Raw genomic sequence first — 22,997 nt, 5'->3', positions numbered from 1 at the left:
TTAAAAATATTATTTATGTAATGAATGAAAAATTATAGAAGCGGCATTTGATACATTAAGACTTTCTACTCTCTGAGAAATAGGGATTTTGGCTAAATAATCACATGTTTCTGCGACTAATCTTCGTATGCCTTTATCTTCTGAGCCAAATACCAATACTATTTTGTCGGAAATTAATTTATCAGTAAAGTAGTCATTTGCAGAACCTGTTAGACCTATAATCCAAAAGCCGTGTTTTTTAAGATAATTCATACATGAGCGTAAGTTAGTAACTTTAATTATAGGTATTAATTCTAAAGTACCGCAAGCTGCTTTAGCAATGCTGCCGCTTTCATTCGGAGAATTATCTTGAGGTAATATTATAGCATTTATATCAAAAGCAGCAGCACTACGAATAATTGCTCCAATATTTTGTGTGTCTGTTATTTGATCAAGAATCGCAATTTTACATTTTGGATTTGTTATATCTATGTCCTCTAAATTGTAAGAAAAAATTGGTCTAATTTTTGCAGCTATTCCTTGATGTGTTTGGTTTTCCAGTAATTTAGATAAAATATCGTTATTAACAATTTCATAAGATCTAGTACCTATTAATTTTTTGTTTGTATCAAAAATTTCCCTAGTGCATAAAATATTGTCAATTTGACGTTTTGGATTATTTAGAGCAGAAAATACAGGATGTTTCCCATACATATAATAACAATGTTTAGAATCAAGTTTTTTATTTTGCATCTTATTGAAAACCGTCAGTAATTTGTTCTTGACAGAAACTACTATTTATTATAGAAAGTTACAACTAAATAAATGTGCAAGTTGCTATTTGTTTATTTGATGATTTGGCAAGAAGTTTTATTAAGTCCTAATACTAATTGATATATTGTATTTTACAGTGAATTAGTCTATTTAATACAGTAAAGTTCTTTAGGAGGGGTGGCCGAGTGGTCAATGGCAGCAGACTGTAAATCTGCCCGTGTAAGCGTTCGAAGGTTCGAATCCTTCTCCCTCCACCACTTAAATGGTTCAGGGAAGCGTATCATTTTATTTTAAAAGATTTCATGTATATATGTTTAATTTTATTTAAAAATAATAAATTGTGTATATTTATAAATCTGAATAAAATTGATATAGCACTGTTAACAAAATAGCTTTGAAGTTATTTTATTAATAGTGCTACAATGCGGGTGTAGCTCAATGGTAGAGTTCCAGCCTTCCAAGCTGGCTGTGTGGGTTCGATTCCCATCACCCGCTCCAGAGATAGTGGTAACAAATAAATTTAGCAAAAAAATGCACTTAATAAAAAATTAACTTGTATTAAACCTAAAAAATTGTAGAGAGTAATAATATGGCAAAAGCAAAATTTGAACGAACTAAACCGCACGTTAATATAGGTACGATCGGTCACGTAGATCACGGTAAAACTTCCTTAACAGCAGCAATAACTATGGTACTTGCTAAGACAGGTGGAGCACAAGCTACAGCGTATGATCAAATTGATGCTGCTCCTGAAGAAAAAGAAAGAGGTATAACTATTTCTACTGCACACGTAGAATATGAGACTAAAAATAGACACTATGCACACGTAGATTGTCCGGGACACGCTGACTATGTAAAGAACATGATAACTGGTGCCGCTCAGATGGACGGTGCAATATTAGTAGTTTCTGCTGCTGATGGCCCTATGCCGCAAACTAGAGAGCATATATTACTAGCAAAACAGGTAGGTGTGCCTGCTATGGTAGTATTCTTGAATAAAGTAGATATGGTGGATGATTCTGATCTATTAGAACTAGTAGAGATGGAAGTAAGGGAATTATTATCAAAATATGGTTTTCCGGGTGATGAAATACCTATTATTAAAGGTTCTGCACTTCAAGCTTTAGAAGGAAAGCCTGAAGGTGAAAAAGCTATTAATGAGCTAATGGATGCAGTAGATAGCTATATACCGCAGCCTGTAAGAGCTACGGATAAACCTTTCTTAATGCCGATAGAAGATGTATTCTCTATTTCAGGAAGAGGTACTGTTGTAACTGGTAGAGTAGAGTCAGGAATAATTAAGGTAGGTGAGGAAATTGAAATAGTCGGTCTAAAAGATACGCAAAAAACTACCTGTACCGGTGTAGAAATGTTCAGAAAATTACTTGATGAAGGACAAGCCGGAGATAATGTCGGTATATTACTACGCGGTACAAAAAGAGAAGAAGTTGAAAGAGGACAAGTTCTCGCAAAACCTGGTAGCATAAAACCGCATGATAAGTTTGAAGCTGAAGTATATGTGCTTAGTAAAGAAGAAGGTGGACGTCATACCCCATTTACTAATGACTATCGTCCGCAGTTCTATTTTAGAACAACAGACGTTACCGGTACAATAAAATTGCCTGCTGATAAGCAGATGGTTATGCCTGGAGATAATGCTACTTTTACAGTGGAATTAATTAAACCGATTGCGATGCAGGAAGGGTTGAAATTCTCTATACGTGAAGGTGGTAGAACAGTGGGTGCCGGCGTAGTAACTAAAATAAATAATTAATTGATGTTATAAATACCTATTATTAAAAAATAATAGGTATTTATTTTTAAGATGTCTAAAAAACATCTTGCTGTTTAAATATTAGGTTTACTGAATGAAAAATAAAATCAAAATTCGTTTAAAATCATTTGATCACCGTAGTATTGATCAAGCTACAAAAGAGATAGTTAGTGCTGTTAAAAGAACGTTTGCTAACATTAATGGTCCTATTCCTTTACCTAGAAAAATTGGAAGATTTACCGTAAATAGGTCTCCTCATGTACATAAGAAGTCAAGAGAGCAATTTGAAATTAGAAAGCATAAAAGATTATTAGTTATAGGTGATCCGAATCCGGCGGTTGTCGATGCTTTAAGTAAAGTTGATTTAGCAGCAGGTGTTGATGTAGTGATTGAATTAGAGAGTGGGGAATAAATGAGAACCGGTATAATTGCTCAAAAAATTGGGATGACTAGTGTTTTTAATGATAAAGGCGAAAGAATTTCTTTAACATTAGTAAAAGTTGATGATTGTCAAGTAGTAGGACATAAAACTCTAGAAAAACATGGATATAATGCTTTGGTTATAGGTGTAAAAGATAAAAAAATATCTAGAGTAACCAAACCTATGAAACAAGTTTTTGCTAATGCTAAAATATCTCCTAAAACTAAATTAAAAGAATTTAGAATTTCTGAAGAGAATTTTATTGATATAGCGGCAAGTATAGAAGTAGACCATTTTACGGCAGGACAATTTGTGGATATAACGGCAACTACTATAGGTAAAGGATTTGCCGGTAGTATGAAAAGACATAATTTTAGAGGTCTTGAAGCTTCTCACGGTGTTTCGATATCCCATCGTTCGCATGGTTCTACAGGACAAAGACAAGATCCAGGAAAGGTTTTCAAAGGCAAAAAAATGGCCGGTCATATGGGATGTAACCAAGTTACTATTCAAAATTTGAAAATATTTGCCGTTGATAAAGAGCGTAAGCTTATTATGATTCAGGGTAGTATACCCGGTCACAAAAATTCGTATCTTTCAGTAAAAGATGCAATAAAAAAGATTTCAATAACTGTATAATAGATATTTAGACATGTTTGTTGAGGTTAAAGATTATCAAATTAACAAAACGCCATGCAATATTATTTATATAAAATTATTTATATAAGACTGTATAAGGTTAAATAAAGATGAAAACTAAAATATTAAGTCTTGCTAATGAAGAAGTTGGTGAGATTAGCTTAAATGAAGATATATTTGCTGTTGAATTTATCAGAGATGATATAGTAAAGCAGGTTATTGATTGGCAGAGAGCTAAGGCAATGTCCGGTAACCACAAAACTAAAACAGTATCAGAAGTATTAGGAACTACAAAAAAACCTTTTAAACAAAAAGGTACAGGTAATGCAAGACAAGGCTCCCTTAGATCGGTACAGATGCGTGGTGGTGGTGTAGCTCATGGACCTAGAGTACGTAGTCATGCAACAAAATTACCTAAAAAAGTACGAAAACTTGGTTTAATTCATGCTTTATCCGAGAAATTCGCTGAAGGAAAATTATTAGTAATAGATTCTTTAAAGCTAGATAAGCCTAAAACTTCTGCTCTTGTAAATATATTAAACAAATTTCAAGGGAAAAGTTTCTTTGTAATAGACGGAAATGAAGTGGATATTAATTTTTCTTTAGCTGCAAAAAATATTTATAATACTGTGATTGTTCCACAAATAGGAGCAAATGTTTATGATATAATACGACATGAATATGTCCTATTATCACAAGAGGCAGTGAGCGTTTTAGAAGAGAGGTTAAGATGAGTTCTTATAAATACTACGATTTAATTAGAAAACCTATTATTACAGAAAAAACTACAACCCTTTCGGAACAAAATAAATACGCTTTTTATGTAGATAAATTTGCTGAAAAACTTACCGTTAAAAAGGCTATAGAAGAAATATTTAAAGTAAAAGTAAAAAAAGTGAATATTTTAAACTTTAAAGGTAAGAAGAAAAGATTTAAAGGAATTGTAGGGACTCAAATCAATAGAAAGAAAGCTATTGTTACATTAGAAAAAGACCATAATATCGATTTTGCCGGAGGAATTAAATAAATGGCTTTAAAAAACTTTAATCCAATTACTCCTTCTCTTAGAGAGTTAGTTCAAGTTGATAAAACTAGTTTATGGAAAGGCAGACCTTTAAAATCTTTGACCAAAGGTATATCTAAAACCGGTGGACGAAATAATCAAGGTAGAATTACTTCTTGGCACAGAGGTGGAGGACACAAAAAATTATATCGTATTGTTGATTTTAAAAGAAATAAAGTCGATATTTCTGCTATTGTTGAAAGAATAGAGTATGACCCTAATAGAACTGCTTTTATTGCTTTAATAAAATATGAAGATGGGGAATATTCTTATATTCTAGCACCGCAAAAATTATCTGTAGGTGATAGAGTAATATCAAGTCAAGATGCTGATATAAGAATAGGAAATTGTTTACCTTTAAAATTCATTCCTATCGGTACTACTTTACATAATGTTGAAATGAAAGTCGGTAAGGGCGGTCAAATTGCAAGGTCTGCAGGTACTTCAGTAGATCTAGTGGGTAAAGATTTAGGATATGCTCAGATTAAATTAAGATCAGGTGAATTTAGGTTAGTACCTTTAGATTGTAAAGCTACTATAGGTAGTATATCTAATCCGGATCAAAAAAATATTAATTTAGGCAAAGCAGGTAGAAATAGATGGCTAGGTTGGAGACCGCATGTTAGAGGTGTAGCAATGAATCCTGTAGATCACCCTCATGGCGGTGGTGAAGGTAAAACTTCAGGAGGTCGCCATCCTGTTACTCCTTGGGGATTCCCAACAAAGGGTAAGAAGACACGTAAAAATAAGCGTACTTCAAAATTTATCGTAAAGAAAAGAAAATAGATTTTAAATTAATTAGGTATTAGTATGGCACGTTCAATATGGAAAGGGCCTTTTGTAGACGGTTATTTAATAAAGAAAGTTCAAAAATTAATGGAATCAGGTAAATCTGAAATGATTAAAACTTGGTCTAGAAGATCAACGATTTTACCTATTTTTGTAGGGTTTACCTTTTCTGTTCATAATGGAAATAAATTTATTCCGGTTTCTGTAAATGAAGAAATGGTTGGAAGAAAATTAGGTGAGTTTGCTCCTACTAGAACATTTCACGGTCATGGAGCAGATAAAAAAGTCAAAAGAAAGTAAAGATTTATATGGTACAGGAAAATAAAAATTTTGCTACGGCACAAGCTAAGTCTATTAGAGTAAGTTCAAGGAAGCTCAATTTAGTTGCAGCCTTTATTAGAAATATGAAAGTATCTGAAGCATTGGTACAATTAACTTTTTCTCCTAAGAGAATTGCAAAAGTTGTAAAAGATTGTTTACAATCTGCTGTTGCTAATGCTGAAAATAATTTAGGTCTAGATATAGATAGATTGGTTATTACTAAAGCGACTGTAGGTAAGGCTTTAGTAATGAAAAGAGTTATGCCAAGAGCAAAAGGAAGAGCAACTAGAATAAATAAGTTTTTTAGTAATCTTTATATAACTGTTACAGAAAAAGAGGATAATTAAAATGGGGCAGAAAGTTTGTGCACATGGTTTTAGAGTTGGACCGACTTTAATTAAAGGTTGGGATTCAGTATTATATGCAGAAAAACATTATAAAACTCTTTTTATACAAGATTTAAAAATTAGGGATTTAATAAATAAGGGTCTTAATCAAGCTCAAATTAGTAGAGTTTTAATTGAACGCCCTTCTAATAAAAGTATTATAATTAATATTAATGCCAAAAAACCAAATATCATTATCGGTAGAAACGGTAGTGAAATTGATAAGCTAAAAAAAGCTATCGAGAAAATGACTTCTTTAAAAGAAGTTTATATAAATATTCACGAAGTTAGAAAATTTAATATAGATGCTGCTATAGTAGCTCAAACTATAGCACTACAGCTTGAAAAAAGAGTTTCTTTTAGAAAAGCCATGAAAACAGCAATTCAGGCTTCATTTAAACAAGGTGGACAAGGTATCAGGGTTAGTTGTTCAGGACGACTTGGAGGTGCTGAAATTGCTAGAACCGAATGGTATATAGAAGGAAGAATGCCGTTACATACTTTAAGAGCTGATATTGATTATTCAACAGCTGAGGCTATAACTACTTATGGAGTTATAGGGGTTAAAGTGTGGATTTATAAAGGTGAATATACAGAAAATAAAAGATATAATTAATTTTAAGTATTAAAATGTTAGCTCCGAAAAAACAAAAATTTAGAAAAGCTCATAAGGGTAGAGTTGCTTCAAAAGCAAAAGCAGGTACGACGCTTGCTTTTGGATCATTTGGTCTAAAATCTATAGACGGTTGGCGTGTTACCGCAGGACAAATAGAAGCAGGAAGAAAAGCTGCTACTAGATGTATGAAAAGGCAAGGAAGATTATGGATTCGCATTTTTCCGGATGTTCCCGTTTCTAAAAAGCCTGCCGAAGTAAGAATGGGTAAAGGTAAAGGTTCTCCTGAATTTTTTGCAGTTAGAGTTTCGCCTGGAAGAATTATGTTTGAAATTGAAGGGGTAGAAGAAAATGTCGCACTTAGAGCTTTGGAGCTTGCAAGTGCAAAATTACCTGTTAGAACAAGGATAGTGAGACGTTATGAATGATTTAAAATTATTAAGAAGTAAGTTATCTACTGAAACAATAGAAGAGCTTTATAAAAACCTTAATCTTTTAAAAAAAGAATTGTTTAATTTAAGATTTCAACAAGCTTTAGGTGAGTTAAAAAATACTAGTAGGTTTTCGTTAGTCAAAAAGTCTATAGCACGTATTAAAACTGAATTAACAAAAAGATCTAATAGTGAGGGATATTAAAATGCCGAAAAGAGTGTTACAAGGTGTGGTTATAAGTTCAAAAGCTGATAAGACGGTTACAGTGAAAGTAGAAAGAAAATTTAAGCATCCTATTTATAAAAAATTCGTGAAAGTATCTAAAAGATATGCTGCTCATGATTCAAAAAATAAATATCAAGAAGGAGATAAAGTTAGTATAATTGAAGGTCGTCCTATCTCAAAAACCAAAACATGGGTAGTGGTAAATGGGGAATAAAGTTTTTTAATCTTTGACTTTATAAGGTAGATTGTTTATTTTATTTCTCGTGTATAAAAAATTGGAAGTAGTTTATGATTCAAATGCAGAGCATCTTGGAAGTTGCAGATAATTCCGGTGCTAAAAAAGTTATGTGTATTAAAGTTTTAGGTGGCTCTCACCATATGGTGGCAAAGCTGGGTGATGTTATAGTTGTATCTGTTAAAGACGCTATACCCGGCGGTAAGGTTAAAAAGGGTGATGTTTATAAAGGCGTGATTGTTCGTACAAAGACTGGAGTAGTAAGACCTGACGGTAGTACAATAAAATTTGATAAAAACGCATTAGTGCTTTTGAATAAACAAGATGAACCTATCGGTACTAGAGTTTTCGGTCCTGTGACAAGAGAACTGAGAACGAAAAAATATGTTAGAATAATGTCGCTTGCAGAGGAAGTGTTATAAATGATTAAATTAAAAGTAAAAAAAGGTGATGAAGTTGTTGTTATTACCGGAAAGCACAAAGGAAAAAAAGGTAAAATATTAAAAGTTTTCCCAGAGGACAGTAAAGTAATTGTTGCTGGAGTAAATTTAGTAAAAAAGCATACTAAATCTAATCAAATGAGTGAAGGCGGGATAATAACTAAAGAATTACCTATACATATCTCAAATATTGCACACATCGATCCAAAAGCCGGTAACCCTACCAAGGTAGCTTTTAAATTCTTAGAAGACGGTTCTAAGGTTAGAGTAGCAAAGAAATCAGGGGAAATTATCGGTAAGGAAGGTAAATAATGTTAAGATTTAAAGAATTATATCAGCAAAAAATTATTGAAAACTTACAAAAAAAATTTTCTTATAAAAATAAACACGAAATACCGCAAATTAAGAAAGTTGTTATAAATATGGGAGTAGGGGAAGCAACAGCCGATTCCAAAGTAATTAATAATGCAGTAAATGATCTTACTTTGATTTCCGGTCAGAAGCCGGTTGTAACGTTAGCAAGAAAATCTATTGCAACTTTTAAGTTACGCGAAAATATGAAAATAGGCTGCAAGGTTACATTACGTAAAGATAGAATGTATGATTTTTTAGAGAGGTTAGTAATTGTTGCATTACCCCGTGTTAAGGAATTTCGTGGTTTTTCTTATAAAAGTTTTGATGGTAAAGGGAATTTTACTTTTGGATTAAAAGAGCAGATAGTTTTTCCTGAAATTAATTACGATAAAATCGATACAATAAGGGGTATGGATATTACAATCGTTACATCTGCTAAAACAGATCAAGAAAGTAAATTTTTGTTATCAGGGTTTAATTTACCTTTTTATAATTAATTTTTAGGATATATATAATGGCAAAAGTAAGTTCTATAAAAAAGAACGAAAGTAGGAAAAAAAAATCACAAAGTTTACATAATAAACGTTTAGCACTAAAAAGTAAAATTTATGATAAAAATATTTCGTTAGAAGAGCGTTTTTCTTTGGTAATGTCACTTGCACAATTACCTAGAAATTCATCATCTACTAGAATAAGAAATAGATGTGAGCTTACAGGTAGACCAAGAGGTGTTACAAGAAAGTTTGGTATATCGAGGAATAAGCTTAGGGAATTAATAGGCAGAGGCTTAGTTCCCGGTGTAGTTAAGTCAAGTTGGTAAAAGTCGATAGGTAAATCATATGTCAATGACGGATAATGTAGCAGATATGTTAACTAGAATTAGAAATGCTTATAAAAGCAAATTGATAAATGTTTCTTTTCCTAGTTCTAAAATTAAAACTTCGATTTTAGATGTTTTGCAAAAAGAAGGTTATATAAAAGATTATATAACTACTCAAAAAAATAATATTAGTTATACTGAGGTAGCTTTAAAATACTCTGTTAATGGCGATGCTTCTATATGCGAAATTCATAGAGTATCAAAGCCTGGAAAAAGAGTATATTCTGCTATTAAAGATTTGAAGGGATATTATAATAATATGGGTATATATATTCTTTCTACTCCTTACGGTGTTATGTCTGATAGGGAAGCTCATATTAAAAATGTCGGCGGCGAAGTAATTTGTAAAGTATTTTAAGGTAAAAAAATGTCACGTGTTGGAAAATTGCCGATTACTATACCTGAAGGTGTGAAAATTGGTTTAAATGATTTAGAAGTAAAAATATCCGGACCTAAAGGCGAGTTATCAAAAACTTTTAAAGGTAATATAGCAATTTCATTGGCAGAAAATAAGCTTTTAGTAAAACCTTTAGCCGCAAATAAAAATGCACGTGCTATGTGGGGTACTGCAAGAAGCATAATATCAAATATGGTTATCGGCGTTAAAGAAGGTTTTAAGCTTAAACTCGAAATTAACGGAGTCGGTTACAGGGCAATGGTAAAAGGTAAATATTTAAATTTAATGCTTGCTAAAAGTCATAATACAAAAATTGAAATACCTTCAGATATTAAAATAGAGGTGCCTAAGCAAAATATTATTATTCTTGAGGGAACAGATAAAGAAAAATTAGGACAATTTGCTTCAATTATTATAAAACAGAGACCACCTGAGCCTTATAAAGGAAAAGGAATTAAATTTGAAAATCAATTTATACCGCGTAAAGAAGGTAAGAAAAATTAAATTTAAGAGTTAAATATGCGTAGTGCTAAGCTAAAATTTGAAAAAAGAAGAAGTAGAATAAGAAGTAAAATATCTAAAACATCCAATAGAGTTAGATTATCAATATTTAAGTCAGGTAGACATATATATGCACAAATTATTGATGATTCTAAGTCTGTAACGATTGCTTCTGCTTCAACTTTAGATGAGAAAATAAAAAAATTAAAAAAATCTCATTGTAATATTGAAAATGCTATCAAAGTAGGCGAAGAAATAGCAAAAAAAGCTGATTTTGCAGGGATAAAAGACGTAGTGTTTGATAGAGGCGGATATAAGTATCACGGTGTTGTAAAAGCTCTAGCTGATGCAGCTAGAGAGAAAATAAAATTTTAGGTTATAAGGTTGTAGTAATGTCTAAAGTTAAAAAAAATGACGAGACTTTAAGTGAAGTTTTAGTTGATGTAAATAGAGTTACAAAAGTAGTAAAAGGCGGTAGAAGATTTGCTTTTTCTGCTTATGTAGTTGTCGGTGATAAAACCGGCAGAGTCGGAGCGGGACACGGAAAAGCTAAAGAAGTAAATGAAGCTCGAGGCAAGGCAAAACAAGCCGCTAAAAAGAGAATGATGAAAGTACCGTTATATCAAAATAGGACTATTCACCATGACGTTGTCGGTAAAAGTGGAGCTGCTAAAGTGATTTTAAGAAGAGCTAAAGCAGGTACAGGCGTTATAGCCGGAGGATCTATGAGAGCAATTTTTGACTCTTTAGGCGTTCATGATATTGTTGCTAAATCAATAGGTTCAACGAATGTTTACGCAATGATTTCTGCAACATTTGATGCATTAAATAAACTTGCATCACCAAAATCTATTGCTATGAGAAGAGATAAAAAAGTAAATGAAATATCTGTAAAATCTTCTGACATTCAAGTTAATGAATAATGTTGCGTAAGTAAGGTGAAGTTATGAATAATAAGATCAATAATATAAAAATTACTCAAATTCAAAGTGCTATAGGTCGTAAGTATGATCAAAGATTGATATTAGTTGGGCTTGGTTTAAACAAAATTAATAAGAGCGTTATTCTTGCAAATACTAATTCAATCAAAGGGATGGTTGAAAAAGTAAAGCATTTGTTAAAAATAGAAAATATGTAATTAGAGTTTTTAAATGAAATTAAATGAATTATATAATAATATAGGTGCTAAAAAAAATAAGAAAAGAATAGCACGCGGTATTGGTAGTGGTAAAGGAAAAACCGGTGGTAGAGGAATTAAAGGTCAAAAATCTAGATCCGGCGTTGCAATAAAAGGTTTTGAAGGTGGTCAAACACCTATGATCAAAAGACTACCTAAAAGAGGGTTTAATTGTATTTCAACTAAAAAATACAATATAATAAATATTTATAATATTGAAGAAGCATTAGCCGATGGGCGTTTAAGTGCTGATGATACTATTACGAAAGAAAAATTGGTAGAAGCCGGAGTAGTTAATAATAAAAATAATAAGAAATTAGTGAAATTATTATCTATTTGTAGTGATGATTTCGCTTCTCCTCTATCATTAAAATTAGATGCTTATTCTTCTAAAGCTAAGGATTTAATCGAGAAAGCAGGTGGAAAATTATTATAGTATATGGGGCAGAATTTTTCTAAAAAATCCGGTAATGATTTAGTTAGTCGCATTGTTTTTACTATTCTCATTCTTATAGTATGTAGATTTGGGTCTTTTATACCTATACCTGGTATAGATTCAATTGCTTTAAGTAGTGTGGCTGCAAAGAATCAATCCGGAATACTCGGAATGTTTAATATGCTATCCGGAGGATCGCTAGGTAGAATGTCCATTTTTGCTTTAGCAATTATGCCGTATATTACCGCCTCAATTATTATCCAATTAATGTCAGTTGCATATAAACCTTTGGAAAATTTAAAAAAAGAAGGGGAAGGCGGCAAAAGAAAAGTAAATCAGCTATCGAGATATTTAACGGTTCTGCTTGCTGCTTTTCAGGCTTATGGAGTTGCTATAAGTTTAGAGTCGATTGTAACAAATACCGGTCCTGTAGTAGTTTTAGCGGGTTTTTTCTTTAGAGTGACAACCGTAATTACTTTGGTTGTAGGCACGATGCTATTAATGTGGTTAGGAGAACAAATTACACAACGCGGGATAGGTAATGGTACGTCTTTAATTATATTTATAGGTATAATTTCGGGAGTACCTAGTGCTATTATTAGTATGTTTGAATTATCAAGAAAAGGAGCATTATCGCCTTTAATAGCGATAGCTGTTTGTATTGGAGTAGTTGTATTAATAGCTATAATTATATTTTTTGAAAAAGCCCAAAGAAAATTATTGGTGCAGTATCCTAAAAGACAAGTAGGAAATAAAATTTATGGAGGCGAAGCAACCCATATGCCTCTCAAGTTAAATACTTCTGGTGTAATACCTCCAATATTTGCTAGTTCAATTTTACTATTTCCTGCTACGCTTGCTAATTTTTCTAATAGTAATTCAGAAACTATGGGCATGCTTACTTATTACTTAGGGCATGGAAAACCCGTATATATTTTATTATATATAGCATTAATTATGTTTTTTAGTTTTTTTTATACTGCAATAGTATTTAATTCTGAAGAAACTGCTAATAATTTAAGAAAATACGGTGCTTATATTCCAGGTAAAAGACCAGGAAAAAATACGTCTGATTATTTTGATTATATACTTACAAGGCTTACGGTTATAGGTGGGATATATTTAAGTGTAATATGTGTAATTCCGGAGCTATTAATGAATAAATATGTAATTTCTCTTTCTTTAGGAGGTACGAGTTTTTTAATTGTGGTGAACGTGGTACTTGATACTATGACTCAGATTCAAACTTACTTATTTAGTAATAAGTATGCAGGTTTAATGAAGAAAGTAAAATTAAAAAATTAAAAATGAGCTTAAATAGTGATAGTAATTTTTTTAGGTCCTCCAGGAGCGGGAAAGGGAACACAAGGAAAAAAGATAGCTAAAAAAATTGATTTACCACATATAGCAATCGGTGATATATTTAGAACAATTATTAAAACATCAACTAGTGAAGCAGAGTTAATTAATAATTATGTTAAGCAAGGGGAGCTTATCCCTAATGAAATAGTTAATCAAGTAATCAAAAATTTTTTATTATCCTCTGAATATAAAAATGGCTACATATTAGATGGATATCCGCGTAATTTAGAGCAAGTGAAATTTTTTGAATCATTTATTAAAGAAAAAATTAAAATAATATATTTTGATGTTTCAGATGAATTATTAATTAAAAGAATTTTAGGGAGATATAGTTGTAAAAATTGCGGTAAGATATATAATAGTTACTTCTTGCAGCCTAAAACTGGTAATGTATGTGATGTTTGCGGTTCAAGTACATTTGATTATAGAAAAGACGATAATGAAGAAGTAATAAAAAAAAGAATTGAAGTATATAAAACAGAAACATATCCGTTAATAGATTATTATAAAAATAGTGGTAATTTTTATATAGTTAATGGAAGTAAAAATGAACAAGAAATAGAAATTGATATACAGGAAATACTAAAAATAAATTGACTTTATCAAAGATTTTTATATTATTTTTTAGTTACCAGTAAAATTTTGGAGATTATTTGTGGCAAGAATTGCAAGTGTTAATATTCCTGATAATAAACGTTTAGTTGTGAGTTTAACTTACATTTACGGTCTTGGGACTACTATGGCAGCAGAGGTCTGTAATAAAGCAAAAGTATCGAAAGATAAAAAAGTGAAAGAACTGACAGATCAAGAGTTAATAAGCTTACGTAATATTATTGAAAGTGAGTATAAAGTTGAGGGTGATTTAAGACGAGAAGTTACGCTTAATATTAAGAAAAAGAAAGATATAAGATGTTATCAAGGACTTAGACATATACGTAAGTTGCCGGTGAGAGGACAGAACACGCATTCTAATGCTCGAACTAGAAAAGGTAAAGCTATTGCGATAGCCGGAAAGAAAAAAGCTGTAAAATAATAGTTTAAGTATAGAGTATAAATAATGAATCAGACGGTTAAAGTTAAGAAAAAGAAAAAAACTATCACTCTTGGTGTTGTGCATATCCGAGCATCATTTAATAACACTATAGTAACATTTACTGATATCCAAGGTAATACTATTTCTTCTGCATCGGCAGGAGGTAATGGGTTTAAAGGGGCAAGAAAAGCAACACCTTATGCAGCTCAAGTAACAATTGATAGAGCATCGGAGAAAGCAAAAGAATATGGTCTAAAAACTATTTCTATTAGGATTGGAGGACCGGGGGCTCAGCGTGAATCAGCAATGAGAGCTTTATTCGGACAAAATTTTGTGGTTACATCAATTTTAGATGTATCGTCAATTGCTCATAATGGAGTAAGACCGCCAAAAAGAAGAAGAGTATAAGAGAATCATAGGTATTAAATGTTATCGTTAAGTAAAAATTGGAATACTTTAATAAAGCCGAATAAAGTCGCTTATGAAAATTTTCCAGAAACCAATAATAAAGCTAAAATTGTAGTTGAACCTTTAGAAAGAGGTTTTGGTTTAACACTTGGTAATGCTATGAGAAGAGTATTACTTTCTTCTTTACAAGGAGCAGCTATCACTTCTATAAAGATCCCTGCTGTAGAACATGAATTTTCTTCTATACCCGGTGTAAGAGAAGATGTATCGGAAGTGATTTTAAACATTAAAGGTATTGAAGTAAAAATGCATGTTGCGGAAAAACGTATCATGAAATTAAAAGTAACAGGACCTTGTGTTGTAACGGCCGGTATGATTGAAACAGGTCATGATGTAGAAATACTGAATCCGGATCATGTAATTTGTGATCTAGCGAAGGACAAGCAGCTTGAAATGGAATTAACTTGCAAGGTTGGTAAAGGATACGTGCTTAGCACAAATAGTTATGAGGATAATTTACCTATTGGTGAGATAGCTATAGATGCTTTATTTAATCCGGTAAAGAGTGTTACTTATAAGGTAGAAAATACTAGGGTAGGTCAGGTTACCGATTATGATAAATTAATTATGTTTGTAGAAACTAACGGTGATGTATTACCTGAAATGGCTGTAGGTTTAGCTGCACGTATTTTACAGGAACAATTACAATTATTTATTTCTTTTGAAGAACAGGAAGAAGATAAGCAAGTTAAAACTGATGCTTTACCATTTTCACCTTATTTACTTAAGAGAGTCGATGAATTGGAATTATCGGTTAGATCGGCAAATTGTTTGAAAAATGATAATATAATATATATAGGGGATCTAGTAAAAAGAACGGAAGCAGATATGCTGAGAACTCCAAATTTCGGTAGAAAATCTTTAAATGAGATTAAAGAAATATTGGTAAAATTTAATTTAAGATTCGGTATGGATGTACCGGATTGGCCACCGGAAAATATTCAGGAATTATCTAAACGTTATGAAGATTCTTATAATTAAGGACTAAAAAATGCGACATAAAATTAAAGGCAGAAAGTTAAATGTAACAAGTAGTCATAGGCAAGCAATGCTCGCTAATATGGCTGTAGCGCTTGTAACCCATGAACAAATTAAAACTACTTTACCAAAAGCTAAGGAATTAAGACCTTACATTGAAACTCTAATTACTAAAGCTAAAAAAGCTGATTTAACGGTAAGAAGAAGCGTTTTATCAAAAATAAAAGATAAAAAAGCAGTAGAAAAGCTTATAAATATTTTAGGTACCAGATATAAAGATAGACCTGGTGGTTATACTAGAATAATAAAAGCCGGATTCCGTTATGGTGATTTAGCACCGATAGCATATATTGAATTTGTAGATAGAGATATTAATGCTAAAGGAAATATACAGCAAGATGCTAATGAAGAAATTAAAAATTAAAATATAAGGGACTCGGTGATGGCTAATCATTCTTCAGCAAAAAAAGCTGCTAGACAAACAGTAAAAAGAACTCTAATCAATAAAAAACGGTCTAGTGCAATAAAAACTTTTATAAAGAAAGTTGTACATGAAATCAGTCTTGGTAATAAAGAAAATGCTAACTTAGCTTTATCTGTTGCTCAGTCTAAGATAATGCAAGGTGTGAAAAAAAATATAATTAAATTAAATACCGCCTCAAGAAAAATCAGCAGATTATCAAGGCAAATAAAAAGTTTGAACGAAAGTAAATAACACTTTGTAGTAATTTAAAAGCAAAAACTAATAAAATTTTGCTAAATTGTTTATATACTTCTTATTAATTATAAATGATGTTATTTTACTAATTAATAAAAAATATGGGCGGTTAGCTCAGCTGGTAGAGTATCTCGTTTACACCGAGAGTGTCGGCGGTTCGAGTCCGTCATCGCCCACCAATCAAAAGTTTTTAGTATTTCAACGAAAATATCAAACAATGAATGAAGCTTAAACTCAAGCTTTTCAGTTTTAGATGTTACAATAGTTAAACCTATCAAGAAAAACAGTATCTTTTTTATCTCGCTTTAGCCATAGTTACGTATTTCATTATAATATTACATTACGAGTTTTTAGAATCTTTCATATACAGCATAATTCATAAAGCTTGATACAAGCGAATTTTGTACTATCGCCTTTGCTCACATATTAATATACGCCTAGCTCGCTCGCCTTTAAATTTATCTTGTCGGAACCTTTCTGAATTCTACTGTTTCCGCATTATTTATTACTTTTGCCGTTATTTTTACTAGATTTTCAAAAAAAATAGCAAAGTATAAATTGTACGAGGAAGTGGAAGTTAAAGCAGCTAATAAAGTAAAATGATAGTTGTTAAAATACAAAATAACCAAAGGTTGCTAATATATTTAAAGTTAAAATACTTTGCTTTAATTGTAATCAACTATTATTAACAAAAAATAAAAAATAACTTTTATGGAAGATATAGGCTCTGGGAAAAAAAAGTTTGAAGTATACGTTTACGCTAAAAAATTACTTGATAAACTCGAAAATTTAAACACTAAAATAAAAAATCCTATTGATATAGAGGAGGTTAAAAAAGGCATTTACTACGCTCGTAAATATCACGGTTCTCAAATGCGTCAATCAGGTGATCCTTATTACTCCAATCCGATTGAGGTGACGATTATGCTTGCGGAGTTTGTAGCTGAAGAAGTTCCTAAGCTTTTTATGACCATAAGTTACTTCATGATACTATTGAGGATATAGAATTAACTGAAGAAATGATTAACGGCATTTTTGGAGCAGACAGAAAAGATATAATACAGCACTTATAAAACTTTTTGATAGGGTCCATAATATACAGACTTTAGGAGCTAAATCACCTGAGAAAGCTAAAAAAATTATTGAAGAGACTTTATTCCCCAATTATCAAAATATTTAACTAAAAAAACTAGTCCAAAAGAGGTAATAATATGCATTAAGGATTGTGATAAAGCAAATAACCAACTTGGATAGGTAAAACGTTTAAAAATTGGAAAATGTTTTATATATATAGGTACAGCAGGAAAAGCATCAGGTCTAAAGATAATAAAAAATGATTGTATAAAAAGAACTGCAAAAGGACTGGCTACGGTTGATAATAAATAAGGATATATAAAAGCAAATAACCAAAATATTAATAACCTAAAATAACCTAAATTTTATAAGAATTAATGGATATATTTTATAGCATAGATAAGTTAATATTATATATGAACCTAAATTTACTAATAATTTTACAATTGTAAAATTGTTATGTATGATCTGTTCACTGGTGTAACCAAAGGTATTTTTTAATATTTACATCTCCTTTTTCAACAGCATCAGTTAAGCTTTCTTGAAGTTGGTGTTTTGCATCTGCCAATACAGGAATTTCCCGTAAAGTAGTTCGTGCAGTTAGTCCAATCACGGCAATAACTGCTCCCATCCAAAAGGCTATACGCCAACTAAAACTATAGCTGGTAACTATAGATGCTATACCGAGTGCTGCAACGCCTCCTACAGTAGATGCTGTGGCAATCATAGCCACGCTTGAATATTGAGTAGGAGGTTTTATGATTTCGGTTAAGTAAATTTGAGCCCCCATAATCTCGCCCATTGATGAGATCCCTTGAGCAACTCTACATAATGTTATAACTATAGTAGCAGCTATACCTATTTCTGAGTAAGGAGAAAGAGTTGCTGTAATAATGCAGGTAATTGCCATAATAGCTGTGATGATAATACCAGTTACTTTTTCTGCCTATATTGTCACCAATCCAACCAAATATAGCCCCTACCGGTCTAAAAATGAAAGTAGAACAAAACGCAAAAGCATTAAGAAGTGAATTAACAAAAGGATCATACTTAGGAAAAAATAAATCATTTAAAAGTACTGCCATATGCACGTAAGGCATTAGGTCAAAATACTCAAGAAATGTACCAATAGATAATAGTCCTATTGCTTCTTTTTGCTTACGTGTTAAGCTTCTTTGTTCTTTCTCATAGCCGAGCATAATTTCTTTACAAAAGTTAAATTGTAAAGAAATTATACTGTTTTATATAAAAGTCAATAGGAAATTTCGCTTTATACGATAAATAAAGAAATAAAATACAACTTTATTAGCTTATTTTTACCTATTCATTAATGATGTTAATAGTATGATAATAAACTAATTGAGAGAAAAATATTTGTACGTCAATCTGATACTCATATCCTTACCTACTTTTTGTATGTTGCAGTGTGCGGTGAGAGTGTTTCCTCTTTATAAGATAGGTTATACAAGAAGTCTATTGATTAGTTTGTTTATATCCTATCTCTGCTAATGCTTGTATATTTTTATAATTACCTATATCTGCTTTTTGTGTTCCTTGATTAATATTATGGTTTAGCTCCTTAATTAACTTTATCCTATCATGGATCTGATTGACCGAATCTTTAGAACCTTTTAATGATTTGTAATCCTATATTTATTGATGAAATTATTTGTGCTACATTATTACCGACTATAGCTGCTGATATCCCCGACACGTTTACTATATTACTTATTCCATTTGTTATAACCGATGCTATAAATAATGATTTGGTACCTTTATTACTTTTGTCTTTCGTTTGTTGCTGCTCATTATGTATATATAAATCATCTTTACTTATTTACTGTTTCTTGAGAAATTATACGCTCCAAGTTACGCCTTTGTATAACTTCTATATCATCCATACTTCTAAATATTGGAGGCTGCTTTTTAGGTACTGTGTCTATATTATTGGATGATGCATTTACAATATCTAAATCTTTTTCTAGTGATTGTGCATATTTATTTTTTTCTTCTATTATTAAAATTTGTTAATAGTTATCTATAATTAAATTACTTAAAATGCAAATTTAAGGTAAATCTTTATCATGAATTAGTGTTAATTAGAGCAAAGAGAGATAAATAATAACATAAACTAACTAAAGGTGATTGTATTATTAAAAAATTCATATATTAATTAAAATACAAAGTTATTTATTAATCATTATGTCAAATACACCTAAGTTAGAAAATTACTATAATAAATTGTTACAAGATATTATGCTTAAAACATTAGAGCAGAATAAAACTGTAGAAACCTATTTAATACAAGAAGATTTTAGTAGTACTTTAGATGAGCTGCAAAAAATAAACGAAAAGCTTGAAGAATATTGTAAGGTTTTTGCTCTGCTTGAAAGAATTAAAACCGAATTAGCTGAAGAAGATACAGTATATAACTAATTAAAATGTGATATACCGAGGCTATACCCTATAATAATATTAAAACGTTCTGTTAAATAAACAAGCCCAAAAGAACTAATTACATACATAGCGGCTCTTGAATAAGCATATATAAAGCTAGCATAGGTAAATCGTTTAAAAACCGGAAAACTTTTATAAAATATTGGAATTGTCGGGAATTCACTTGGAGAAAAAGTAACTACAATTAGTGGAATTAAGAGAATTTGCCAACCTTGCGTTATATTATCTAATATTAATGGACTAAATAGAAGAAAAGTTAAAAATATTACTAATTGCGTTTTTAAAATTTTTAGTGGATGAAATTTATAGCATAAACACGTAAGTGCTAGTGCTACAAAAAATTCTACTATAGAAATAATGAAATTTTGATGTATTACTGCTTCAGTGGTATAGTGTAACGAATCTTTAAGTATATTACTACAATGAATATAAGCAAAATAAAACCATACTGGTTGTGCTAGTTGTATTAAAAAATAATAGATTGCAGTCTTCTTATTAACTTTTTCCTGCCATACAGGATTATTTTTTATCTTTGCTACATCAATTATATTACTATCTTTTATCATTTCTTGTATTCTACGCTTAGCATCAACAAAATCCGGTGTTTCTCGCAAAGTAGTCCTAGCAGCACTACCTATTAATGCAATTCCTGCACCTACCCAAAATGCGATACGCCAATTAAAGCCATAGGATGTAACTAAGGTTGCTACGCCAAGGGCCACAGTTAATCCTAAGCTAGCACACACCCTTACAAATGCTACGGCAGGAAAGCGTTTAGGAACTCCAACAGATTCCGTTAAATATAATTCTGCTCCTACTCTCGCTCCCATGGATGATATACCTTGCACTATACGGCATATTGTTACTATCCAGGCACTAGCGCACCTACTGGGCATAAGTAGGAAGATTAGCCATAACGATGCAAGAAAATGACATTAAAATAGTGGTATAATGACTGTGGATTTCCGACCTATATTATCTCCTATCCAGCCAAATAATAAAGCTCCTAAGGGTCTAAAAATAAAAGTAGAACAAAAAGAAAAAACTGCAAGAAGTCGATTAACGTGAGTATCATATTGCAGAAAGAAAAGCTCATTAATGTTTAAACTTTTTTGTTTTTTTTCGTATCCCAACACAATTTTTTCTAAAAAGTTAATTTATAGAAAGGTTATATTGAGAAGAGTTCAAGTCAAGGAAAAAGTTACAATGTTTTATGATTATACTTATTTAAAACTTCTTTGACTAATGAAGTTGTTATTTTTCTTTTGGAAATTAAAGCAAAATAGTTAATATTGTCTAATATTTCTATAATTTTAGAATATTCCCTAGGCAAATTTACTAAAAGAAAATCTATTATTTGTCCGGATATTGTTACCGAAGAAATAGCAAAATGCTTAAATATTAGAATTTTGATTAATTCATCGTCAGGTGAGTTTAATAGAATACTAAGTACTGATTTAATACGTGAAGATAAATCGGGTAAAGTAAAATTTCTGCTTTTATCAGATGCGGTAAGTAAAAGATATTTTTGTTTTTCGTTAATAATATTAAATATATGAAGTAATGTCGGCTCTTGCCAGTTTTCAATATCTTCAATGATGAAAGCATTATATTTTTCTAAAATTTCTTCATTAAAAAAAATATCTTTAATAATATAGGCATTGCTTAAATTTTGCCATATTTTGGTTAAATAAGTTTTGCCTGACGAAGAAGGTCCTTTAATTAATAAAGTAAATTTATAAGGGGTAACACCAAAGCCGCACTGCCAATTTTTTATAATATTATAAGCTTGATCGTTAGAACTAGAAACAATAAATTCATCAGGATGATATTTATTAGAAGTAGTAAAACGAAATATATATTGCTGCACTGTTATAAGAATTTTTTAGCAGTTTATTCGATAGAATTTGCTAGATTTATAAAATTTAATTAGATTCAAAAGTAAAATTTTTGTAATCCCTGCAATCGGTATAGCAAAAAATATTCCAATAATTCCAAATAAACTGCCGCAGGCAAAAATTGAGAATATAATCCAAAGAGGATGCAACCCTATTTTATCACCGATAATTTTAGGGGTGAAAATATAAGACTCGCAAATATTTCCCACTAGATAAATTATCATTATATATAGTAATTTGGTAGTTACACCAAAAGTTAAATAGCCGATAATTAGAGTTAAAAGAAACGATATAAAAGTACCAAGGAAAGGAATAATAACTAAAAATCCTGTTAAAATGCCAAGTAAAAGAGCGAGATCAATACCTATTACGGTAAATGCAATACTATAATAAGTAGATAATAATAAGCAAATATTTAGCTGTCCTCTTATGTAAGCAGATAACAGATTATTAATTGCCGATAATGTTTCAAGGATTTTCGGTCGGGTTTTTATAGGTAATAATGATTTCATGTTTGCAATAATTTTAGCCCAATCACGTAAGAAATAGAATAATATTATAGGTATAGATAAAAATAAAACAAATATGTTAATAGTTATAATAGTATAATGCCAAAAATTATTAGCAATACTGCCAAGTATAGTAAATATACTATTTATAAAATTGCTTAAAGAATTCTTGATTTTATCGGCAATATCAGGTTCTATCGAATAAATTTTTACCATTATAGGCGGTAATATTTCTGTCTGTAAATAATTGTTATATTTTGGAATATTATTTATAAAAGTAAAAACTTGTCCATAAATTATCGGCACTAAAATAGTTAAGCTTAAGAAAAATATGCTCAAAAATATCAGATAAATTATTCTTGATGCAAATTTATTTGATATTTTAAATTTTGATGCGATAAAACCTATAGCAGGTTGTAGTAAGTAAGATATTATAAATGCGATAAAAAATGGTTTTACTGCGTCTGAAATTAGCATAAAACCGCTTATAAAAAGCCCTAAAAAAACTAGCCAAAATATAACGGTTCTATTCATATTATTTTTCCCATTTTCTATACGAAGATCAATTTCAAAAAGAGCTAGGAGTTCACAAGGCGAAGATCACGGCGTATACTTAATACGTGAGAACCGAAGCTCTTGTAAAACGACGACGCAAATTTTTGAA

At 30.9% G+C, this 22,997-nt stretch carries 35 protein-coding genes, 3 tRNA genes and 1 pseudogene; 34 read left to right on the top strand and 5 right to left on the bottom strand.

Annotated elements, in window-relative coordinates; translation table 11 throughout:
* Window positions 1-9: 9 nt before the first annotated feature.
* A complete protein-coding gene (rlmB, locus tag MCI_RS02190) occupies window positions 10-732 on the bottom strand; it encodes a 23S rRNA (guanosine(2251)-2'-O)-methyltransferase RlmB (RefSeq protein WP_014409480.1) in 723 nt (240 codons plus the stop codon).
* A 192-nt stretch (window positions 733-924) separates the two neighbouring features.
* Between rlmB and MCI_RS02185 the strand changes: the two genes are divergently transcribed.
* From MCI_RS02185 to MCI_RS08420, 33 genes and pseudogenes are all read left to right on the top strand, one after another.
* Window positions 925-1,010: transfer RNA gene (locus tag MCI_RS02185), tRNA-Tyr, on the top strand.
* Window positions 1,011-1,177: 167 nt separating this feature from the next.
* Window positions 1,178-1,251, top strand: a tRNA-Gly gene (locus MCI_RS02180).
* Between the two features lie 91 nt (window positions 1,252-1,342).
* Window positions 1,343-2,527 carry an elongation factor Tu gene (tuf, locus tag MCI_RS02175; protein WP_014409479.1) on the top strand — a complete coding sequence of 395 codons (1,185 nt, stop codon included), beginning with the start codon at window positions 1,343-1,345 and terminating at the stop codon, window positions 2,525-2,527.
* Window positions 2,528-2,621: 94 nt separating this feature from the next.
* On the top strand, window positions 2,622-2,939 hold the full coding sequence (gene rpsJ, locus MCI_RS02170; protein WP_014409478.1) for a 30S ribosomal protein S10: 318 nt from the start codon (window positions 2,622-2,624) through the stop codon (window positions 2,937-2,939).
* Complete coding sequence (rplC, locus tag MCI_RS02165) at window positions 2,940-3,587, top strand: 50S ribosomal protein L3 (protein WP_014409477.1); 648 nt, start codon at window positions 2,940-2,942, stop codon at window positions 3,585-3,587.
* Between the two features lie 110 nt (window positions 3,588-3,697).
* Window positions 3,698-4,321 carry a 50S ribosomal protein L4 gene (gene rplD / locus MCI_RS02160; protein WP_014409476.1) on the top strand — a complete coding sequence of 208 codons (624 nt, stop codon included), beginning with the start codon at window positions 3,698-3,700 and terminating at the stop codon, window positions 4,319-4,321.
* Entirely contained in the window at window positions 4,318-4,614 is a 297-nt protein-coding gene (rplW, locus tag MCI_RS02155) for a 50S ribosomal protein L23 (RefSeq protein ID WP_014409475.1), read from the top strand. The genes rplD and rplW overlap by 4 nt, the downstream gene beginning before the upstream one ends.
* The gene (rplB, locus tag MCI_RS02150; RefSeq protein ID WP_014409474.1) at window positions 4,615-5,436 is read left to right on the top strand and encodes a 50S ribosomal protein L2; all 822 of its coding nucleotides are present in this window, start codon (window positions 4,615-4,617) and stop codon (window positions 5,434-5,436) included.
* Between the two features lie 24 nt (window positions 5,437-5,460).
* Window positions 5,461-5,739, top strand: a complete 279-nt coding sequence (gene rpsS / locus MCI_RS02145; RefSeq protein ID WP_008580964.1) for a 30S ribosomal protein S19 — start codon at window positions 5,461-5,463, stop codon at window positions 5,737-5,739.
* Between the two features lie 8 nt (window positions 5,740-5,747).
* Complete coding sequence (gene rplV / locus MCI_RS02140) at window positions 5,748-6,107, top strand: 50S ribosomal protein L22 (protein WP_004997796.1); 360 nt, start codon at window positions 5,748-5,750, stop codon at window positions 6,105-6,107.
* A gap of 1 nt (window position 6,108) precedes the next feature.
* The gene (gene rpsC, locus MCI_RS02135) at window positions 6,109-6,762 is read left to right on the top strand and encodes a 30S ribosomal protein S3 (RefSeq protein WP_014409473.1); all 654 of its coding nucleotides are present in this window, start codon (window positions 6,109-6,111) and stop codon (window positions 6,760-6,762) included.
* Between the two features lie 14 nt (window positions 6,763-6,776).
* Entirely contained in the window at window positions 6,777-7,187 is a 411-nt protein-coding gene (rplP, locus tag MCI_RS02130) for a 50S ribosomal protein L16 (protein ID WP_014409472.1), read from the top strand.
* Window positions 7,180-7,395, top strand: a complete 216-nt coding sequence (gene rpmC, locus MCI_RS02125) for a 50S ribosomal protein L29 (RefSeq protein ID WP_014409471.1) — start codon at window positions 7,180-7,182, stop codon at window positions 7,393-7,395. The genes rplP and rpmC overlap by 8 nt, the downstream gene beginning before the upstream one ends.
* 1 nt (window position 7,396) lies before the next feature.
* Window positions 7,397-7,630 (top strand): 30S ribosomal protein S17, encoded by a 234-nt coding sequence (gene rpsQ, locus MCI_RS02120; RefSeq protein ID WP_014409470.1) that lies wholly within the window; start codon window positions 7,397-7,399, stop codon window positions 7,628-7,630.
* A gap of 74 nt (window positions 7,631-7,704) precedes the next feature.
* Window positions 7,705-8,073 (top strand): 50S ribosomal protein L14, encoded by a 369-nt coding sequence (gene rplN / locus MCI_RS02115; protein ID WP_014409469.1) that lies wholly within the window; start codon window positions 7,705-7,707, stop codon window positions 8,071-8,073.
* Window positions 8,074-8,403 (top strand): 50S ribosomal protein L24, encoded by a 330-nt coding sequence (rplX, locus tag MCI_RS02110; RefSeq protein ID WP_014409468.1) that lies wholly within the window; start codon window positions 8,074-8,076, stop codon window positions 8,401-8,403.
* On the top strand, window positions 8,403-8,942 hold the full coding sequence (gene rplE, locus MCI_RS02105) for a 50S ribosomal protein L5 (protein WP_014409467.1): 540 nt from the start codon (window positions 8,403-8,405) through the stop codon (window positions 8,940-8,942). The genes rplX and rplE overlap by 1 nt, the downstream gene beginning before the upstream one ends.
* Before the next feature lie 17 nt (window positions 8,943-8,959).
* Entirely contained in the window at window positions 8,960-9,265 is a 306-nt protein-coding gene (rpsN, locus tag MCI_RS02100; protein ID WP_008580947.1) for a 30S ribosomal protein S14, read from the top strand.
* A gap of 19 nt (window positions 9,266-9,284) precedes the next feature.
* Complete coding sequence (gene rpsH, locus MCI_RS02095; protein ID WP_010977581.1) at window positions 9,285-9,683, top strand: 30S ribosomal protein S8; 399 nt, start codon at window positions 9,285-9,287, stop codon at window positions 9,681-9,683.
* 9 nt (window positions 9,684-9,692) lie between these two features.
* The gene (gene rplF / locus MCI_RS02090; RefSeq protein WP_014409466.1) at window positions 9,693-10,226 is read left to right on the top strand and encodes a 50S ribosomal protein L6; all 534 of its coding nucleotides are present in this window, start codon (window positions 9,693-9,695) and stop codon (window positions 10,224-10,226) included.
* Between the two features lie 15 nt (window positions 10,227-10,241).
* Entirely contained in the window at window positions 10,242-10,598 is a 357-nt protein-coding gene (gene rplR / locus MCI_RS02085; protein WP_014409465.1) for a 50S ribosomal protein L18, read from the top strand.
* A gap of 17 nt (window positions 10,599-10,615) precedes the next feature.
* Entirely contained in the window at window positions 10,616-11,146 is a 531-nt protein-coding gene (gene rpsE / locus MCI_RS02080) for a 30S ribosomal protein S5 (protein ID WP_014409464.1), read from the top strand.
* 23 nt (window positions 11,147-11,169) lie between these two features.
* Window positions 11,170-11,361: a 50S ribosomal protein L30 gene (gene rpmD / locus MCI_RS02075; RefSeq protein ID WP_014409463.1), complete on the top strand. Its 192-nt coding sequence runs from the start codon at window positions 11,170-11,172 to the stop codon at window positions 11,359-11,361.
* Window positions 11,362-11,374: 13 nt separating this feature from the next.
* Window positions 11,375-11,836 carry a 50S ribosomal protein L15 gene (rplO, locus tag MCI_RS02070; RefSeq protein WP_014409462.1) on the top strand — a complete coding sequence of 154 codons (462 nt, stop codon included), beginning with the start codon at window positions 11,375-11,377 and terminating at the stop codon, window positions 11,834-11,836.
* A gap of 3 nt (window positions 11,837-11,839) precedes the next feature.
* Window positions 11,840-13,141 (top strand): preprotein translocase subunit SecY, encoded by a 1,302-nt coding sequence (secY, locus tag MCI_RS02065; RefSeq protein WP_014409461.1) that lies wholly within the window; start codon window positions 11,840-11,842, stop codon window positions 13,139-13,141.
* 15 nt (window positions 13,142-13,156) lie between these two features.
* Window positions 13,157-13,795, top strand: coding sequence for an adenylate kinase (locus MCI_RS02060; RefSeq protein WP_014409460.1), 639 nt, complete (start codon window positions 13,157-13,159; stop codon window positions 13,793-13,795).
* Window positions 13,796-13,853: 58 nt separating this feature from the next.
* The gene (gene rpsM, locus MCI_RS02055) at window positions 13,854-14,231 is read left to right on the top strand and encodes a 30S ribosomal protein S13 (RefSeq protein WP_014409459.1); all 378 of its coding nucleotides are present in this window, start codon (window positions 13,854-13,856) and stop codon (window positions 14,229-14,231) included.
* 24 nt (window positions 14,232-14,255) lie between these two features.
* Window positions 14,256-14,639 carry a 30S ribosomal protein S11 gene (gene rpsK, locus MCI_RS02050; protein ID WP_008580920.1) on the top strand — a complete coding sequence of 128 codons (384 nt, stop codon included), beginning with the start codon at window positions 14,256-14,258 and terminating at the stop codon, window positions 14,637-14,639.
* A gap of 18 nt (window positions 14,640-14,657) precedes the next feature.
* Window positions 14,658-15,680, top strand: a complete 1,023-nt coding sequence (locus MCI_RS02045; RefSeq protein ID WP_014409458.1) for a DNA-directed RNA polymerase subunit alpha — start codon at window positions 14,658-14,660, stop codon at window positions 15,678-15,680.
* Window positions 15,681-15,690: 10 nt separating this feature from the next.
* Complete coding sequence (gene rplQ / locus MCI_RS02040) at window positions 15,691-16,101, top strand: 50S ribosomal protein L17 (protein ID WP_014409457.1); 411 nt, start codon at window positions 15,691-15,693, stop codon at window positions 16,099-16,101.
* A gap of 18 nt (window positions 16,102-16,119) precedes the next feature.
* Entirely contained in the window at window positions 16,120-16,392 is a 273-nt protein-coding gene (gene rpsT, locus MCI_RS02035; protein ID WP_014365557.1) for a 30S ribosomal protein S20, read from the top strand.
* A gap of 106 nt (window positions 16,393-16,498) precedes the next feature.
* A tRNA-Val gene (locus tag MCI_RS02030) sits at window positions 16,499-16,574 on the top strand.
* 532 nt (window positions 16,575-17,106) lie between these two features.
* Window positions 17,107-17,551: pseudogene (locus MCI_RS08420) on the top strand (guanosine polyphosphate pyrophosphohydrolase); the annotation flags it as partial.
* Window positions 17,552-17,941: 390 nt separating this feature from the next.
* Here MCI_RS08420 and MCI_RS09515 read toward each other — a convergent pair.
* On the bottom strand, window positions 17,942-18,379 hold the full coding sequence (locus MCI_RS09515) for an MFS transporter (protein ID WP_014409455.1): 438 nt from the start codon (window positions 18,377-18,379) through the stop codon (window positions 17,942-17,944).
* Between the two features lie 1,292 nt (window positions 18,380-19,671).
* Between MCI_RS09515 and MCI_RS02015 the strand changes: the two genes are divergently transcribed.
* On the top strand, window positions 19,672-19,905 hold the full coding sequence (locus tag MCI_RS02015) for a hypothetical protein (protein WP_014409454.1): 234 nt from the start codon (window positions 19,672-19,674) through the stop codon (window positions 19,903-19,905).
* Here MCI_RS02015 and MCI_RS07380 read toward each other — a convergent pair.
* The 3 genes from MCI_RS07380 to MCI_RS02000 all read right to left on the bottom strand — a co-directional run bounded on the left by MCI_RS07380 (window position 19,902) and on the right by MCI_RS02000 (window position 22,867).
* Window positions 19,902-20,822, bottom strand: coding sequence for an MFS transporter (locus MCI_RS07380; protein ID WP_083837077.1), 921 nt, complete (start codon window positions 20,820-20,822; stop codon window positions 19,902-19,904). The genes MCI_RS02015 and MCI_RS07380 overlap by 4 nt on opposite strands.
* A gap of 305 nt (window positions 20,823-21,127) precedes the next feature.
* On the bottom strand, window positions 21,128-21,796 hold the full coding sequence (locus MCI_RS02005; protein WP_014409452.1) for an HdaA/DnaA family protein: 669 nt from the start codon (window positions 21,794-21,796) through the stop codon (window positions 21,128-21,130).
* Window positions 21,797-21,811: 15 nt separating this feature from the next.
* Entirely contained in the window at window positions 21,812-22,867 is a 1,056-nt protein-coding gene (locus MCI_RS02000; RefSeq protein WP_014409451.1) for an AI-2E family transporter, read from the bottom strand.
* Window positions 22,868-22,997: the final 130 nt, after the last annotated feature.

This window comes from Rickettsia montanensis str. OSU 85-930, assembly GCF_000284175.1.
Taxonomy (GTDB): domain Bacteria; phylum Pseudomonadota; class Alphaproteobacteria; order Rickettsiales; family Rickettsiaceae; genus Rickettsia; species Rickettsia rickettsii.
This window is presented reverse-complemented; position numbering and strand designations above follow the sequence as displayed.